The sequence below is a fragment of the uncultured Bradyrhizobium sp. genome, from assembly GCF_936943645.1.
Lineage (GTDB): Bacteria > Pseudomonadota > Alphaproteobacteria > Rhizobiales > Xanthobacteraceae > Bradyrhizobium.
In genome coordinates, this window is record NZ_CAKZJO010000101.1 from 24366 (window position 1) to 40687 (window position 16322).

Annotated in this window: 12 protein-coding genes; 5 read left to right on the plus strand and 7 right to left on the minus strand. The window is 65.1% G+C overall.

Features of this window, described 5'->3' with window-relative positions:
- Positions 1 to 14: 14 nt before the first annotated feature.
- From Q0743_RS28975 to cysG, 6 genes are all read right to left on the minus strand, one after another.
- Positions 15 to 1028, minus strand: coding sequence for a sulfate ABC transporter substrate-binding protein (locus Q0743_RS28975; protein WP_298244875.1), 1014 nt, complete (start codon positions 1026 to 1028; stop codon positions 15 to 17).
- Between the two features lie 112 nt (positions 1029 to 1140).
- Positions 1141 to 1872, minus strand: a complete 732-nt coding sequence (locus Q0743_RS28980; protein WP_298244876.1) for a phosphoadenylyl-sulfate reductase — start codon at positions 1870 to 1872, stop codon at positions 1141 to 1143.
- Positions 1869 to 2384 carry a DUF934 domain-containing protein gene (locus Q0743_RS28985; RefSeq protein WP_298244877.1) on the minus strand — a complete coding sequence of 172 codons (516 nt, stop codon included), beginning with the start codon at positions 2382 to 2384 and terminating at the stop codon, positions 1869 to 1871. Before Q0743_RS28985 ends, Q0743_RS28980 begins: the two co-directional genes overlap by 4 nt.
- On the minus strand, positions 2371 to 4026 hold the full coding sequence (locus tag Q0743_RS28990; RefSeq protein ID WP_298244878.1) for a nitrite/sulfite reductase: 1656 nt from the start codon (positions 4024 to 4026) through the stop codon (positions 2371 to 2373). The genes Q0743_RS28985 and Q0743_RS28990 overlap by 14 nt, the downstream gene beginning before the upstream one ends.
- Before the next feature lie 12 nt (positions 4027 to 4038).
- Entirely contained in the window at positions 4039 to 4356 is a 318-nt protein-coding gene (locus Q0743_RS28995) for a DUF2849 domain-containing protein (protein WP_298244879.1), read from the minus strand.
- Positions 4353 to 5777: a siroheme synthase CysG gene (gene cysG, locus Q0743_RS29000; RefSeq protein ID WP_298244880.1), complete on the minus strand. Its 1425-nt coding sequence runs from the start codon at positions 5775 to 5777 to the stop codon at positions 4353 to 4355. Before cysG ends, Q0743_RS28995 begins: the two co-directional genes overlap by 4 nt.
- A 243-nt stretch (positions 5778 to 6020) precedes the next feature.
- Here cysG and cysD point away from each other — a divergent pair, with 243 nt between their 5' ends.
- The 3 genes from cysD to Q0743_RS29015 all read left to right on the plus strand — a co-directional run bounded on the left by cysD (position 6021) and on the right by Q0743_RS29015 (position 11323).
- Positions 6021 to 6815, plus strand: coding sequence for a sulfate adenylyltransferase subunit CysD (gene cysD, locus Q0743_RS29005; RefSeq protein WP_080134972.1), 795 nt, complete (start codon positions 6021 to 6023; stop codon positions 6813 to 6815).
- 22 nt (positions 6816 to 6837) lie between these two features.
- Positions 6838 to 8754: an adenylyl-sulfate kinase gene (gene cysC, locus Q0743_RS29010; RefSeq protein WP_298244881.1), complete on the plus strand. Its 1917-nt coding sequence runs from the start codon at positions 6838 to 6840 to the stop codon at positions 8752 to 8754.
- Between the two features lie 403 nt (positions 8755 to 9157).
- A complete protein-coding gene (locus tag Q0743_RS29015; protein WP_298244882.1) occupies positions 9158 to 11323 on the plus strand; it encodes a malate synthase G in 2166 nt (721 codons plus the stop codon).
- A 143-nt stretch (positions 11324 to 11466) separates the two neighbouring features.
- Here the strand turns inward: Q0743_RS29015 and Q0743_RS29020 are convergent, their stop codons facing one another.
- A complete protein-coding gene (locus tag Q0743_RS29020; protein WP_008546817.1) occupies positions 11467 to 11622 on the minus strand; it encodes a Thivi_2564 family membrane protein in 156 nt (51 codons plus the stop codon).
- A gap of 268 nt (positions 11623 to 11890) precedes the next feature.
- On the opposite strand from Q0743_RS29020, the gene Q0743_RS29025 reads away from it, so the two are divergent.
- Both Q0743_RS29025 and Q0743_RS29030 read left to right on the plus strand, forming a co-directional pair.
- Positions 11891 to 13984 carry a methyl-accepting chemotaxis protein gene (locus tag Q0743_RS29025; protein WP_298244883.1) on the plus strand — a complete coding sequence of 698 codons (2094 nt, stop codon included), beginning with the start codon at positions 11891 to 11893 and terminating at the stop codon, positions 13982 to 13984.
- A 197-nt stretch (positions 13985 to 14181) separates the two neighbouring features.
- Positions 14182 to 16275: a methyl-accepting chemotaxis protein gene (locus Q0743_RS29030; protein ID WP_298244884.1), complete on the plus strand. Its 2094-nt coding sequence runs from the start codon at positions 14182 to 14184 to the stop codon at positions 16273 to 16275.
- Positions 16276 to 16322: the final 47 nt, after the last annotated feature.

Below are 16322 nucleotides of genomic sequence, written 5' to 3' on the forward strand. Positions count from 1 at the left end.
AAGACTGCGCCCGATCAGTTCTTGTAGATCTGATCAAAGACGCCGCCATCTGCGAAATGTTCTTTCTGCGCCTTGGTCCAACCACCGAAAACGTCATCGATCGTAAACAATTCGACCTTGGCGAAGGCGTTTTCATGTCTCTTGGCGATCTCGGCGTCGCGCGGGCGGTAGAAATTGCGCGCGGCGATCTCCTGACCTTCCTTCGTGTACCAATATTGCAGATACGCGTCGGCGGTGTTGCGGGTGCCTTTCTTGTCGGCCACCTTGTCGACGATCGCGACCGGCGGCTCGGCGAGGATCGACTGCGGCGGTGCCACGATCTCGAGCTTGTTCGCGCCGAACTCCTTCAGCGCGAGGAAAGCCTCGTTCTCCCAGGCAAGCAGCACGTCGCCGACGCCGCGCTCGACGAAGGTCACGGTCGCGCCGCGTGCGCCGGTATCCAGAACCGGCACCTGCTGATAGAGCTTTCCGATGAAATCCTTGGCCTTCTCCGCCGACCCGTATTTCTTCTGCGCAAAGCCCCAGGCCGCAAGATAATTCCAGCGCGCACCGCCTGACGTCTTCGGGTTCGGCGTGATCACCGCGACATCAGGCTTGATCAGATCATCCCAGTCCTTGACCGCCTTGGGATTGCCCTTGCGCACCAGGAACACGATCGTGGAGGTGTAGGGTGATGAATTATTCGGCAGCCGCTTCTGCCAGTCGGCCGCGGTGAGACCCTTGCTCGCGATCGCATCGATGTCGTAGGCGAGCGCAAGCGTCACCACGTCGGCCTGCAATCCATCGATCACGGCGCGCGCCTGCGAACCGCTGCCGCCATGCGACTGCTTGATCTCGACGCTCTTGCCGGTCTCCTTCTGATAGGCGTTCGCAAATGCCTTGTTGAACTCGACATAGAGCTCACGCGTCGGATCGTACGACACATTCAAGAGGCTGATGTCAGCGGCGAGAGCCGAGCTTGCCAAGAAACCCGTCAAGAGGAATCCTGCAGCGAGCGGAACGATACGGCGCATCATGTCCATCTCCATTCACTTCGCCGACGTCGTTGTCAGCGAAGACATGCAGGCGAAACTCGCGGCGAAACGCGCTCAAGTCAACGAAACCGGATTTTCTTGTTCGCTAGCTCGCAGCGCGGCTGTGCTACGAAGTCTTCATCGTATGGATGCCGCATTCTGTCTTGGCTCGGCCGCGCCAGCGACCGGCGCGCTCATCCTCGTCGTCGGACGTTCTGCTCGTGCAAGGCATACACCCAACCGACCGGAATCCGGAGGCGACCAGAGGGTGACGCGGCAATTTGGCGCGGACGAAGATCGCCTCGAGTTCCTTTCGCGAGACGTTGGCGAAGGGGTTGAACTTCAACCGCGCACCGTCGTCCTCGACGACGGCAATGTCGGCACGCGCGTTGCCCTGAAAGCGCTTGCGGCCGTTGAGCCAGCCCGAGAACGGCTTGAGCGCACGCGCCAGCGGTTCCACCTTGCGGATGCGGCAGCAGGCGTCTGGATCGGAGAACCAAAGCTCGCGATCGGGATCTTGGCGCAACAAGGCTTCCTCGGCAGGCTTGATCGAGCGGACGTCTTTCAGGCCCAGCGTCGCGATCAGTGTGTCGCGATAGGCGAGCGTCTCCTCGAACAGCCAGCCGGTATCGAGGAAGATCACGGGGATCGCCGGGTCGACGTCCGCCATGACCTTCAGCAGCGTCGCCGATTCCGTGCCGAAGGATGACACCAGCGCCAGCTTCTCGCGCCCGACCGTCTTCAGCGCTGCAGCGATGATCTCGGCGGGCGAGGCATCGCGTAGGCTCCGATCGAGCTCCTTCGCCGAAGGCAGCGCAGAACCAGATACCGGAGTGAGCTGGGACGCAACGACGTTCACGTGCCGACACCCTCGGAATGACGCAGCTGCATGCGCCGGTGCAGCGCGGTGATGCGGCCGTCGCCGGTCGGCTGGTAGAACACCGAATAGCGCTTGGCGGTCTGCATGAACGCTTCCGCGTCCGCCTGCTTCTTGACCTCGAAGGCATCGAAGCCGGCACGCAGCATGAACACGAACTGGTCACGCAGCACTTGGCCGGTCGCGCGCAACTCGCCGCGATAATTGTAGCGCTCGCGCAGCAGGCGGGCCTGGCTGTAGGCGCGCCCGTCGCGGAAGGTCGGGAAGACCAACGCGACGGCGGCGATCTTGCCGAGATAGGGCGCGATCTCGGCGATGTCGCGATTGTTCGGCCAGATCACGCCGACCTTGCCCGAACGCCTGAGCAGCACGTCGGCTTCACCGATGAAGCGCTCGGCCGGCACCAGGATGTCGCCGCCCTCGGGCAGCGGTGTGTCGACGGCCAGCTTGACGAAGCTGTCGTCGGCGATCTTTCCGCCGTTAACGAGTGGCATAGACGCGCTCCTTGAAGGGTTCGACGCCGAGGCGCTTCACCGTGTCCATGAACAATTCCTCGGGCCGCTCGCGCAGCGCCAGATAAGCTTCCACGACGTCCTCGATGACGTCGGCGACCTCGTCGAACTTCACGCCGGGCCCGATCAGGGTGCCGAGTGCGGCGTTCTCGTCGGCGCGGCCGCCGATGGTGATTTGGTAGACTTCCTCACCGTTCTTCTCGACGCCGAGAATGCCGATATGGCCGACATGGTGATGGCCGCAGGCATTGATGCAGCCGGAGATGTTGATGTGCAGCCGGCCGATCAGATTGGCGAGCTCGTGATTGGCGAAGCGCCGCGTCAGCTCCTGCGCGATCGGGATCGAGCGCGCATTCGCCAGCGAGCAATAGTCGAGACCCGGGCAGGCGATGATGTCGGTGATCAGGTTGACGTTGGGCGTCGCGAGGCCGAGCTTTTCGAGTGCCTTCCACAGCGCCGGCAGGTCGCGCTTTGCGACGTGGGGCAGCGCCAGGTTCTGCTCGTGGCCGACGCGGATCTCGCCGAAGGAGTATTTGTCGGCGAGGTCGGCCAGCGCATCCATCTGCTCGGCGGTGGCATCGCCCGGAGGCGCGCCGATCGGCTTCAGCGAGATCGTGACGATCGAATAGCCCTGCACCTTGTGCGGAGCCACCGAGTTCTTGCGCCACGCCTCGAACTCGGGATCGGCCGCGGCCTGCCGCAGTTCGTCGGGCATGTGCGGCAGCTTCTCGTAGGCCGGATAGGTGAAGCGTGAGCGGATGTCCTCGATCACCTCGTCGTCGATCTGGAGCGAGGAATTGCGGATATGCTGCCACTCCTCCTCGACCTCGCGCGAGAATTTCTCGATGCCGAGCTCGTGCACCAGGATCTTGATGCGCGCCTTGTAGATGTTGTCGCGGCGGCCATACTGGTTGTAGACGCGCAGGATCGCCTCGATGTAGCTGAGGATATCGCGACCGTGCACGAAGTGCTTGATGGTCTTGGCGATGAACGGCGTGCGGCCGAGACCGCCGCCGACCAGCACCTCGAAGCCGGTCTCGCCCTTCTCGTTCTTGATCAGGCGCAGGCCGATGTCGTGGATCTTGATCGCGGCGCGGTCGTGATCCGAAGCGGTGATCGCGATCTTGAATTTGCGCGGCAGGAACGAGAATTCCGGATGCAGCGTCGTGTGCTGACGGATCAGCTCGGACCAGATGCGCGGATCCTCGATCTCGCCCGGCGCGACGCCGGCCCACTGATCCGAGGTGACGTTGCGCATGTTGTTGCCGGAGGTCTGCATCGCATGGATGCCGACCTTGGCGAGATCCTCCAGCGCGTCCGGCAGCTCGGCGAGCTTGATCCAGTTGAACTGGATGTTCTGCCGCGTGGTGAAATGGCCGTAGCCGCGGTCGTACTTTCGTGCGACGTGCGCGAGCGCCCGGAGCTGGTTCGTCGCCAGCGTGCCGTAGGGGATCGCGACGCGGAACATGTAGGCGTGCAGCTGCAGATAGACGCCGTTCTGCAGGCGCAGGATCTTGAACTCGTCCTCGGTGAGCTCGCCGGAGAGGCGGCGCTTCACCTGGTCGCGGAACTCCGAGACGCGCTCGTTGACGAGCGTGCGATCGATTTCGTCGTAAGCGTACATGGGTAAAGTGCCTTAAGCCTGGGCCGACTGTCCGATGGTGACACCGGTGCGACGGATCTGTTCGCGCAGATTGCCTGGTTCGATCTTGCCGTGCGCGCCGACCTGCACCGGGGCGATATAGGGTCCGATCGCGCCGACGTCATCGGCGACGGACTCCGCTAGCAACGCCTTGGCCTCGTCGGAGTTGCGCACGATTGCGGCTTCCGACAGGTCCGCAGACCAGCTCTTGGCGGCAGTGCGATAGACCACGATGCCATCCCAGGTCCGGTTGGCGGTCACGATCGAGGGGCCGGCGATCTTGATCTTCTTCTGTTCGAGCGGAGAGGTCATTCGGCTGCATCCAATAGGTCAGAGATGATTTGGTGGGGTGTCTGGCGGCGAAGCGAGCCGGCATGCCGGACCACCTCGCCGATGATGAGAATGGCGGGACCGCCATCGGCCCGCCGGGCGAGCTCGGGCAGGTCACCGAGCGTACCGATGGCGCCTTGCGCATCGGGCCGCGTGACGCGGGCGAACACGCCGACCGGCGTCTCCGGCGGACGGCCGGCAGCGAGCAGGCCCGCACGCACGGCAGGAGCAGCTGATACGCCCATGTAGACGACGATGGTCATCCGCGTGTCGGTCAGCGTCGACCAGTCCACGGCTTCGGCGTCGCGCGCCTTGTGCGCGGTGAGGAAAGTGATGCGGGTTGCTTCGTGACGGTAGGTGAGCGGCACCTCGAAATCGGCGGCACCGCCAAGCCCTGCGGTGATGCCGGGAATGATGGAATAGGCAACGCCGGCGGCGCGCAGCGCTTCGATCTCTTCACCGCCGCGGCCGAATACGAAGGGATCGCCGCCCTTCAACCGCACAACACGCAGGCCGGCTTGCGCGGCCTCGACCATGCGCTGGTTGATGGCGTCCTGGCCGATGCCGGGCTTGCCGACACGGCGACCGACGGCAACGCGCGTGGTGTCGCGCCGGATGCGGTCGAGAATCTCGGACGAGACCAGCTCGTCGTGGAAGACGATGTCGGCGTCCTGCAAGGCACGCAGCGCCTTGATGGTGAGAAGATCGGGATCGCCGGGGCCGGCGCCGACCAGCGCGACGGAACCTTGCGGCTTGTCCGCGCGCGCGAAGTCGGCGGGATCGGAAATGGCCTTCAGGGCCGCGTCAGCTTCGCTCCTGCGTCCCGAGAGCACGGCGGCGCCGATCGGGCCGTCGATCACACGCTCCCAGAAGCGCCGGCGCAGCGGAAACTCGGCGATGCGCTCGTTGATGGCTTTGCGGAAGCCGCCGATGAACTCGGCGAGCTCGCCGATGCGAGCGGGCAGCAGCGCCTCGATCTTCTCGCGCACGCGCCGCGCCACCACCGGCGACGTGCCGCCGGTGCCGACCGCGACCACGACATCGCCGCGGTCGACAATCGCCGGGAAGATGAAGCTGGAGTGCTCGAGATCGTCCATGACGTTGACGGGAAGGCCGAGCGACTTGGCCCGAACCGACATCGCTACACCGACGTCCCCGGCGCCTGCGCAGACGACGGCAATGACGCCCGAGAGATCGGCCGTGAGCGGATCGGCCGTCGCGATCTCGATATGCGCCGCGCTCTCCGTGCTGAGACCCAAATCCTGATTGCCGTCGATCGCATGCACGCGGATGCGCGCGCCGGCGGCGGCGAGCACGCGCAACTTGGCGCGCAAAAGCTCGCCCGTGCCGATGAGAACCACCGGACCGGCCTTGAGATCGAGAAATACCGGCAAGAACCGCATGCGATACTCGCTTCCCCACATCCGGGGTTGACTGGAATTATTTTCTATATATGTGTCATTTCTGGCGCGCAAAGAGAAATTTTTTCTTCTCTTCCGCGTCGCGACTATAGAATTTTCGCCTCCAAACGCAAAGTGGCAGAGATGCATCTTCTCAGGGACGATTCCGCAGCTATCGGAATGAGCAGCAAGGCCCCCCTCGCACGCGCGGGCTCGGAAGAATTTTCCGCCGATGTTGCGCCGAGCATGGACCATCTCGACCAGCTCGAGGCGCAGAGCATCTACATCTTCCGCGAGGCCTTTGCCCGCCTGAAGAAGATCGCGCTGCTGTGGTCGCTCGGCAAGGACTCCAACGTCATGATCTGGCTGGCGCGGAAAGCGTTCTTCGGCCGCATGCCGTTCCCGGCGCTCCATGTCGACACCGGCAAGAAGTTTCCGGAGATGTATCGCTTCCGCGACCACTACGGCAAAGAGTGGGATCTCGATCTGCGCGTCGAGCCCTGCCCGCCCATCGATGCCGTCGATCCGACGCTGCCGCCGGCGGCCCGTTCCGCCGCGCGCAAGACCGAAGGTCTCAAGATGGCGCTCGCCAAATACGGCTTCGACGGCCTGATCGCCGGCATCCGCCGCGACGAGGAGGCGACGCGCGCCAAGGAACGCGTGTTCTCGCCGCGCGGCCTTGAGGGCAATTGGGACGTGCGCGACCAGCCGCCGGAGTTCTGGGACCATTTCAACGCCTCGCCGCCGCAAGGCGCGCATTTGCGCATCCATCCGATCCTGCATTGGACCGAGGCCGATATCTGGGCCTACACCAAGCGCGAGAACATCCCGATCATCCCGCTTTATCTCTCGCAGAACGGCAAGCGCTATCGCTCGCTCGGAGATCAGGACATCACCAACCCCGTGAATTCGACGGCGTCGACCATCGACGAGATCCTGATCGAGCTCGAACAGACCAAGGTGCCGGAGCGCGCAGGGCGCGCGCTCGACCACGAGACCGAGGACGCCTTCGAGCGCCTTCGCGTCGCCGGCTATCTCTGATCCTCAAGGACGCGAGCGCGACATGAACATGATCGTCACCCCAACCTCGCCCGCCACGCCGAACGGCACCACCCGTCCGCAGGTCCGCATCGTCATCGTCGGCCACGTCGACCACGGCAAGTCGACGCTGGTCGGCCGCCTGTTGCACGAGACCGGCAGCCTGCCCGACGGCAAGCTGGAAATGCTGAAAGCCGTCAGCGCCCGGCGCGGCATGCCGTTCGAATGGTCGTTCCTGCTCGACGCGCTGCAGACCGAGCGCGACCAGGGCATCACCATCGACACTACCCAGATCCGCTTCCGCACCAATTCGCGCGACATCGTGCTGATCGACGCGCCGGGCCACGCCGAATTCCTGCGCAACATGATCACCGGCGCTTCACAGGCCGACGGCGCGGTGCTGATCATCGACGCGCTCGAAGGCGTGCGCGACCAGACACGGCGGCACGGCTATCTGCTGCATCTGCTCGGCGTGAAGCAGGTCGCCGTCGTCGTCAACAAGATGGATCGGGTCGATTTTTCCGCTGACCGCTTCAAGGCGATCAGCGACGAGATTTCCGCCCATCTCAACGGCCTCGGCGTGACGCCCACGGCGGTGATTCCGATTTCGGCGCGCGATGGCGATGGCGTCGCCGAGCATACCGATCGGATCGGCTGGTACAAGGGGCCCACCGTGGTCGAGGCGCTCGACGCCCTCGAACCGGCGCGGCCGCTGGAATCGCTGGCGCTGCGTCTACCGGTGCAGGCGATCTACAAGTTCGACGACCGCCGCATCGTCGCGGGGCGCATCGAGTCCGGCAGCCTCGTCGCCGGCGACGAGATCGTGATCATGCCGGCCGGCAAGATCGCCAAGATCAAGACGGTCGAGAGCTGGCCGGTGACGCCGGTCGCGGGACGGCAAGGTGCCGGACGCTCGGTCGGCATCACGCTCGACCGCGAATTGTTCATCGAGCGCGGTGACATCGTCGCGCATGCCGCCACCGCCCCGCGCGAGACGCGGCGGCTGCGCGCGCGCATCTTCTGGCTGCATGACAAGCCGCTCGCCAAGGGCGACCAGTTGCTGGTCCGCTGCGGGCCGAAGGAAAGCCGCGCGACCGTCGTCGCCATCGAGAAGGCTGTCGATCCCGGCGAGCTCGCGAGCAGCGAGAACAAGGCGATCGGCCGCAACCATGTCGGCGAGATCGACATTTCTTTGTCGAACCCGATTGCCACCGATCCCTACACGGAAAACCCGCGCACCGGGCGCCTGGTGATCGAAGTGTCCGGGCGTATCGCAGGCGGCGGCCTCGTTCTGTCGGTCGACGCCGGCCAGCGCGCCGTGCCCGTCGACATCGTGCCGGTGGAATCAGCGCTGCGTCCCGACGAGCGCTCCGCGCGCTATCAGCACAACGGCGCCGTGGTCTGGCTCACCGGCCTGCCCGCTTCGGGCAAGTCGACGCTGGCCAAGGCACTGGAGCGGCGCCTCTTCACCAATGGCGGCTCGCCGATCCTGCTCGACGGCGACACGTTGCGCGCCGGCCTCAACGGCGATCTCGGCTTCTCCGCAGCCGATCGCAGCGAGAACATCCGCCGCCTCGCCGAAGTCGCGACGCATCTCGCCCGCAACGGCCACATCGCCATCGTCGCCGCGGTCTCGCCCGCGCGCGAAGACCGCGCCACCGCGCGCCGCATCGCCGACACCACCTTCCGCGAGATCCATGTCGCAACGCCGGCCGAGGTGTGCGAGGAGCGCGATCCCAAGGGCCACTACAAGAAGGCGCGCGCCGGCGCGCTGGCCTCGTTCACCGGCATCGGCAACGATTACGAAGCGCCGCAGGCGGCCGAGCTCGTGATCGACACCTCGACACGGACGGTCGCCGAGGCCGCCGACGAGATCGAGCGCATGCTGAAGACATCAGGCGTGCTGTTCGACGAGGTCGTGGACCTCGCCGCGAATATCTAGCGCGTACTTCGCGGGTTCACGCGCCGCCGCCGCACAGGCAGTACGTTCCCTCCCCTCTTGCGGGGGAGGGTTAGGGAGAGGGGTCCACCCGGGGATTCTCTCCACCAGAAGCATTCCGCTCCGTCGATCTCAAACACACCTTTTCCTGGGCTACCCCTCTCCCTCGCCTTCCCCCGCAAGGGGGGAGCGCAGCGGTGTGCGCGGCGGCGAGCCGGGCCTAACCGCTTGTAAAAGGCGTCAGTCCCGCCCCCTCTCCTTGACATTTTGACAACTTATGGAGGTCTTCTCACCGCCCCGGTTTTGGGGCTAATAGGGCCCCGAAAGCCGCCCTCGATGGGCGCATTTTGCTGCTGTTGGGTCAAAAGCAGCCAAAAAACAGCCATTTCCAACAAGAAAGCCCATCATGAAACGCGTCGATGCCCACGGATTGAAGATCGCCCCCGTCCTGTTTGACTTCATCGCCAAGGAAGCGGCCCCGAAAACGGGGATCGCGCCGGACGCGTTCTGGGCCGGGGTTGCAGGCATCATCAAGGATCTGGGACCGAAGAACCGCGCGCTGCTGGCGGTGCGCGACACGCTGCAGGCCAAGATCGACGACTGGCACCGCGCCAATAAGGGCAAGGCGTTCGATCTCAACGCCTATACCGCCTTCCTCAAGGAGATCAGCTATCTCGTCCCGGAGCCGGCGACGCAGAAGGTCGAGACCGCTAATGTGGACGAGGAAATCGGCAAGATCTGCGGTCCGCAGCTCGTCGTGCCCCTCACCAATGCGCGCTATGCGCTGAACGCTGCGAACGCGCGCTGGGGTTCGCTGTACGACGCCTTCTACGGCACCGATGCGATCCCGCACGATCCGTCCGAGGGCGGCAAGGGTTACAACAAGGCACGCGGCGACAAGGTGATCGCCAAGGCCAAGGCGTTCCTCGATGCCGCCGCGCCGCTCGCCACCGGCAGCCACACCGACGTCACCGCCTATAGCGTCGTCGCGGGCCATCTCGCGGTGAAGCTGAAGAGCGGCAACGCCACCGCGCTGAAGGAAGCCGCGCAGTTCGCGGGCTTCCAGGGCGATGCGGCTTCCCCGTCCGCCGTGCTGTTCGTCAACAACGGCCTGCATGTCGAGGTGAAGATCGACCGCAGCAGCGCGATCGGCAAGGACGATCCGGCCGGCGTCGCCGACATGATCATGGAATCCGCGGTCTCGACCATTCTCGACATGGAAGACTCGGTCGCCGCCGTCGATGCCGAGGACAAGGTGCTGGTCTACCGCAATACCCTCGGCCTGATGAACGGCACGCTGTCGGCTGACTTCGAGAAGGGCGGCAAGACGCTGACGCGCTCGCTCAACGCCGACCGCAGCTACAAGACTCCCGACGGCAAGGGCGAAGTGAAGCTGCACGGCCGCAGCCTGCTGCTGATGCGCAATTGCGGTCACCACATGTTCACCGACGCGGTGCTGGACGAAAAGGGCGAAGAGGCCCCCGAGGGTTTGCTCGATGCCGCCGTCTCGGGCCTGCTCGCGATCCACGACCTCAAGGGCAACTCCAAGGTCAAGAACAGCCGCACCGGATCGGCCTATATCGTCAAGCCGAAGATGCACGGCCCGGACGAGGTGTCGCTGACCTGCGAGATCTTCGACCGCGTCGAGAAGATGCTCTCGCTGCCCGAGAACACGCTGAAGGTCGGCATCATGGACGAGGAGCGCCGCACCACCGTCAACCTCAAGGCCTGCATCCAGCGCGCCTCCAAGCGCATCATGTTCATCAACACCGGCTTCCTCGACCGCACCGGCGACGAGATCCACACCTCGATGGAAGCGGGCCCGATGATCCGCAAGAACGAGATGAAGGCGCAGGCCTGGATCAAGGCCTATGAGGACTGGAACGTCGACATGGGCCTCATCGACGGCCTTCCCGGCCACGCCCAGATCGGCAAGGGCATGTGGGCCGCACCCGACAAGATGGCAGACATGCTTGCCCAGAAGCTCGGCCACCCGCAGGCCGGCGCCACCACCGCCTGGGTGCCTTCGCCGACCGCGGCAACGCTGCACGCGCTGCACTACCATCAGGTCAACGTGACCGCGCGCCAGCAGGAGCTGACCAAGGGCGGCCCGCGCGCAAAGCTCTCGGACATCCTCACCATTCCGGTGTCGAAGTCGAACTGGGCGCCTGATGACGTCAAGCAGGAGATCGACAACAACTGCCAGGGCATCCTCGGCTACGTGGTACGCTGGATCGACCAGGGCGTCGGCTGCTCCAAGGTGCCCGACATCCACGACGTCGGCCTGATGGAAGACCGCGCGACCTTGCGCATCTCCAGCCAGCATCTCGCCAACTGGCTGCATCAGGGCGTCATCACCGAAGCGCAGGTGATGGAATCGCTGAAGCGCATGGCGGTCGTCGTCGACAAGCAAAACGCCGGCGATGCCATCTACAAGCCGATGGCGCCCGCCTTTGACGGCGTTGCCTTCAAGGCCGCCTGCGACCTCATCTTCAAGGGCCGCGAGCAGCCGAACGGCTACACCGAGTACATCCTCACCGCACGCCGCCGCGAGGCCAAGGCGCTTGGCTGAGGCCAGTCACGGCAATGTCAAAAGCCCCGGCGCGAGCCGGGGCTTTTTTGTTTGAGGAGTAACCCGGATAGGCGGAGCGAAATCCGGGACCTTTGTTGCTGCTCACGGATATCGCTTCGCTCGTCTGGGCTACGATACCTTCACTAGAACACCGCGAGATATTTCAGCAACGACACGATGCCAATAATGATGACGATCACGCGCGCGATCTGCTTGGCGCGCCCGTCCATCGGCAGCATGTTGATGAGATAGAGAACGAGAATAACGACGAGAAAAGTAACGAGCACGCCCACCAGCATCGCGGGACCCCCTTCAGGCAAATTGCGATCCCTTCTCTAACGCCCGTCACTCGCGCTGGTTCCACGCAGGCAACCCGTTGCAACTTCTGGTAATTCCGTATTTCTACAGGCACACGGGCTGCCTAAAACTTTACCCTTTTGCTCTCAGATGCCGAGACCATGCGGGTCTTGCGCCCGAATGGCATGCGATTGCCGACCTGCCGCGCCCAATGTCTCGATGTTTGCCGGGCGTCTTTTTACTTTGGACATGGGACTTGAGGGGACTTCGATGCTCAATCGTCTGACCGTATCCGCGCTGCTCAAGGCGGTGATCGCGATCACGTCGGCCTGTGTGGTGATCGCCCTCTCGCTCACCGCCTATGAGTCCTGGGATCGGTTGAGGACCGCCACCCGCATCTCCCAGATCACGGATGCGTCCGCGGATTTGTTCAAGGCGATGCACAATCTGCGCACCGACCGTTCGACCACCAACCGGCTCCTCAACTCGACCGAGCCGATGGATGCCGAGATCGAGAAATATCTGCGTGCGATCCGCGACGCCGAGATGCCCGCGATGGCGCACGCGCTGGAGCTGCTGCCGGCGATGGACTTTCCGCAATCCGCCACGCTGGTGCCGGAGTTCGCGCGCCTCTACAAATCGGCGACCGAGCAGCAGAAGCAGTTCTGGGAGGACGTCGCCAAACCGAAGGACCAGCGGCGCGCCGGCCTGCCGAAGGCCTATATGGAGACGACGCAGGGCCTGCTCGACACGCTCGACAAGCTTTCGAACGCCCTCGCCGCCACCGTCAACCACCAGGACGCCACGATCGACCAGCTGCTGTCGATCAAGCAGAATGCCTGGCTGCTCCGCAACACCGGCGGTGAAGCCTCGCTGGTCGTCTCGACCGGGCTCAACGCCGGCCGCGTCGCGCCGGAGGCCCGCCTCGCCTACACCCAATTCGTCGGCGGGACGGCCGCGACATGGAAGGCGCTGGAATTGTCGACTTCGGGCATGCAGCTGCCGCAGGCGCTGTCGTCGGCCATGGCCGCGGCCAAGACCGCCTATTTCGATCCGCAATATCTGGCCCTGCGCGATCGCCTGGTGGGCGCGCTGGCCAATGGCGAAAAGGCCGAAATGACCGCGAACCAGTGGACCCCCGTGACCGTGGGCCGCCTGTCGAGCGCAGTTGCCGTCGCCGAGGCGGCACTCGACGCCGCCAAGAACCATACGCTGGAGCAGCGCAGTGCCGCGCTGCGCGCGCTGATCGTGCAGCTCGTGCTGCTTGCGCTTGCCCTCGGGCTTGCCGCGGGCGCGATCATGCTGGTCAGCCGCCGCGTGATCCGTCCCCTCAACACCATCCGCGACGCCATGCTCAAGGTCGCGGGCGGCGACCTTGCCGTCGACAGCGGTTATCTCGATCGCCAGGATGAGATCGGCGCACTTGCCGGTGCGCTGGAAACCTTCAAGCAGCAGGCCACCGACAAGCTCAGGATCGAACAGCAGGAGCGCGAGCGCAACGCGGGCGCCGCCGCACGCCAGCGCGCCGTCGAGGCCTATGTCGGCGAGTTCGAGGGCGCCGTGCGCAAGACGCTCGGCGAATTGGGCGAGGCCTCCGGCGAGATGCGCAAGACATCCGGCGACCTCTCCGCCGTGTCGCGCCAGACCAACGACCGGGTGCAGATCGCCGGCAAGGCGTCCAACGACGCCTCGATGAGCGTCGACAGCGTGGCCGCCGCCGCCGAGGAGCTCTCGGCCTCGATCAACGACATCAGCCAGCAGGCGGCCCATGCCGCCGGCATCGCCGGCCGCGCCGTCACGCAGGCGCGCGAGACCGACGGCACCGTTCAGGGCCTGGCGAAGTCGGCGGGCCGCATCGGCGAAGTCGTCGGCCTCATCAACACCATCGCGGCCCAGACCAACCTGCTTGCGCTCAACGCCACCATCGAGGCCGCGCGCGCCGGCGAGGCCGGCCGCGGCTTTGCCGTGGTCGCCTCCGAGGTGAAATCGCTGGCAAGCCAGACGGCGAAGGCGACCGAGGAAATCTCCGAGCAGATCGCCGACATCCAGAAGGTCGCGGGCGATGCCATCAACGCGATCCAGACCATCGGCGGCATCATCGGCGAAGTGAACGAGGTGGCCACCGCGATCGCCGCCGCCGTGCAGGAGCAGGGCGCGGCGACCCAGGAGATCACTCGCAGCACCCAATATGCGGCTCAGGGTACCAAGAACGTGTCGGACAACATTACCGGCGTCAAAGCCGACGCGGATGCCGCCGCCGCGGCCGCCGACAATGTGAAGCAGGCTTCCGAAATGCTGGAAACCCAGAGCCGCCAACTCGGCCACGAGGTCAGCGACTTCCTCGGCAAGATTCGCGCGGCGTAAGCACGGATCGCGGAGCACTTCGCCCCCCGTAATTTTACGGCGGGAACACTGCCTAAGTCTTTACCCTTTTCGGGCCAAATGCGTCTCACGCGCTCGCCTCCGGCGGGCGCGTCTGTCGCGTGCATCCCCTGGTCTTTCGAACTTCGTGGGCTGCCGTTCAGGGCCACGAACTCGAACTGCGTATCTTGGGGTCTCCGATGCTCAACCGCTTGACCGTATCCGCGCTGCTGAAGACGGTGATCCTCTCCACCGCACTCGTCGTCGTCATCGGCTTCTCGATCAACGCTTGGAGCTCATGGGGCCGGCTGCAGCAGGCCAACCGGATCGTCGCGGTTTCGACCGCCTCGGCCGAAGTGTTCAAGGCGATGGCCAACATCCGGGCCGACCGCTCGACCAGCAACCGCCAGCTCACCTCCGATGTCGCGATGGACAAGGACATCGAGAAATACATCCGCGAGATTCGCGGCGCCTTGATGCCGGCGCTGGCCAGCACGCTCGAGATCCTGCCCACGACCGATGTCGCCCAACGCGAGGCGTTCATCGCTGATCTTGGCAAGCTGAACAAGACGCTGCTGGCCGCACAGGCCGAGTTCTGGACCGAGGTCGTGAAGCCCAAGGCCGAGCGCCGCGCAGGCCTCGCCAAGGAATATGTCGCGACCGAAGACGCGCTGATGGCGCAGCTCGAAAAGCTCTCGGGCGGGCTCGCCGCCAGCGTCAACCACCAGGACGCCACCATCGACCAGCTCCTGACCATCAAGCAGATGGCCTGGCTGCTGCGCAACACCGCCGGCGAGTCCTCGCAGCTCGTCGGCAACGCAATCAACGCCGGCAAGATCGCGCCCGAGGTGCAGCTCGCCTATACCAAATTCGTCGGCGGCACAGACGCCGCCTGGACCGCGATCGAGCTGGCCGCCTCCGGCATGCAATTGCCGCCGGCGCTGGCGGCGGCGATGACCGAAACCAAGTCGACCTATTTCGATCCGCAATACGCCGCCACACGCGACGGCATCATCACGACGGTCGCCAAGGGCGAGAAGCCGTCCATGACCGCCAACCAGTGGAGCCCCTATTCGGTGCCCCGCATGATGACGGCAGTGAGGCTGGCCGACGCCGCCCTGCAGACCGCCAAGGACCACTCCGCCGCGCAGCGGGCGGCCGCCGTGCAGTCACTGATCGTCAATACCGCGCTGCTCATCGCCGCGATCGTCCTGACCGGCGCTACCATGCTGGCCGTCAGCCGCCGCGTGATCACGCCGCTGCACCGGATTCGCGACGCCATGCTCGAGGTTGCCGGCGGCGACCTTGCCGTCGACAGCGGCTATCTCGACCGTCACGACGAGATCGGCTCGCTCGCCGGCGCGCTCGAAACCTTCAAGCAGCAGGCCATCGACAAGCTCAAGATCGAAGAGCAGGAGCGCGAGCGCAACGCCGGCGCCGCCGCGCGCCAGCGCGCGATGGAAGCCTATGTCGGCGAGTTCGAAGGCGTGGTGCGCAAATCACTCGGCGAGCTGAGCGAAGCCTCCGACGAAATGCGCAAGACCTCGGGCGATCTGTCCGCCGTATCGCGCCAGACCAATGAACGTGTCGAGATCGCCGGCAAGGCGTCGCACGAGGCTTCGACGAGCGTCGACAGCGTCGCGGCTGCCGCCGAGGAGCTCTCGGCCTCGATCAACGACATCAGCCAGCAGGCCGCCCACGCCGCAGGCATCGCCAGCCGCGCCGTCAATCAGGCGCGCGAGACCGACGGCACCGTGCAGGGGCTGGCGCAATCGGCGGGGCGTATCGGCGAAGTCGTCGGGCTGATCAACACCATCGCGGCACAGACCAACCTGTTGGCCTTGAACGCCACCATCGAGGCCGCACGTGCCGGCGAAGCCGGGCGCGGCTTTGCGGTCGTCGCCTCCGAGGTGAAGTCACTGGCGAGCCAGACCGCGAAGGCGACCGAGGAGATCTCCGAGCAGATCGCCGACATCCAGAAGGTCGCGGGCGATGCCATCAACGCCATCCAGGCCATCGGCGGCATCATCGGCGAAGTCAACGAGGTCGCCACCGCGATTGCCGCCGCCGTGCAGGAACAGGGCGCGGCGACCCAGGAGATCACCCGCAGCACGCAATATGCGGCCCAGGGCACCAAGAACGTCTCGGACAACATCACCGGCGTGAAGGCCGACGCCGACACGGCCGCAGGTGCTGCGGAGAACGTCAAGCAGGCGTCCGAGACGCTGGAGACCCAGAGCCGCCAGCTCGGCCACCAGGTCAGCGACTTCCTGGGCAAGATCCGCGCGGCGTAAGGGCTGCGGGTTGGAGAGAAGGCTGTCGCCACAATCTCCCTGTCATC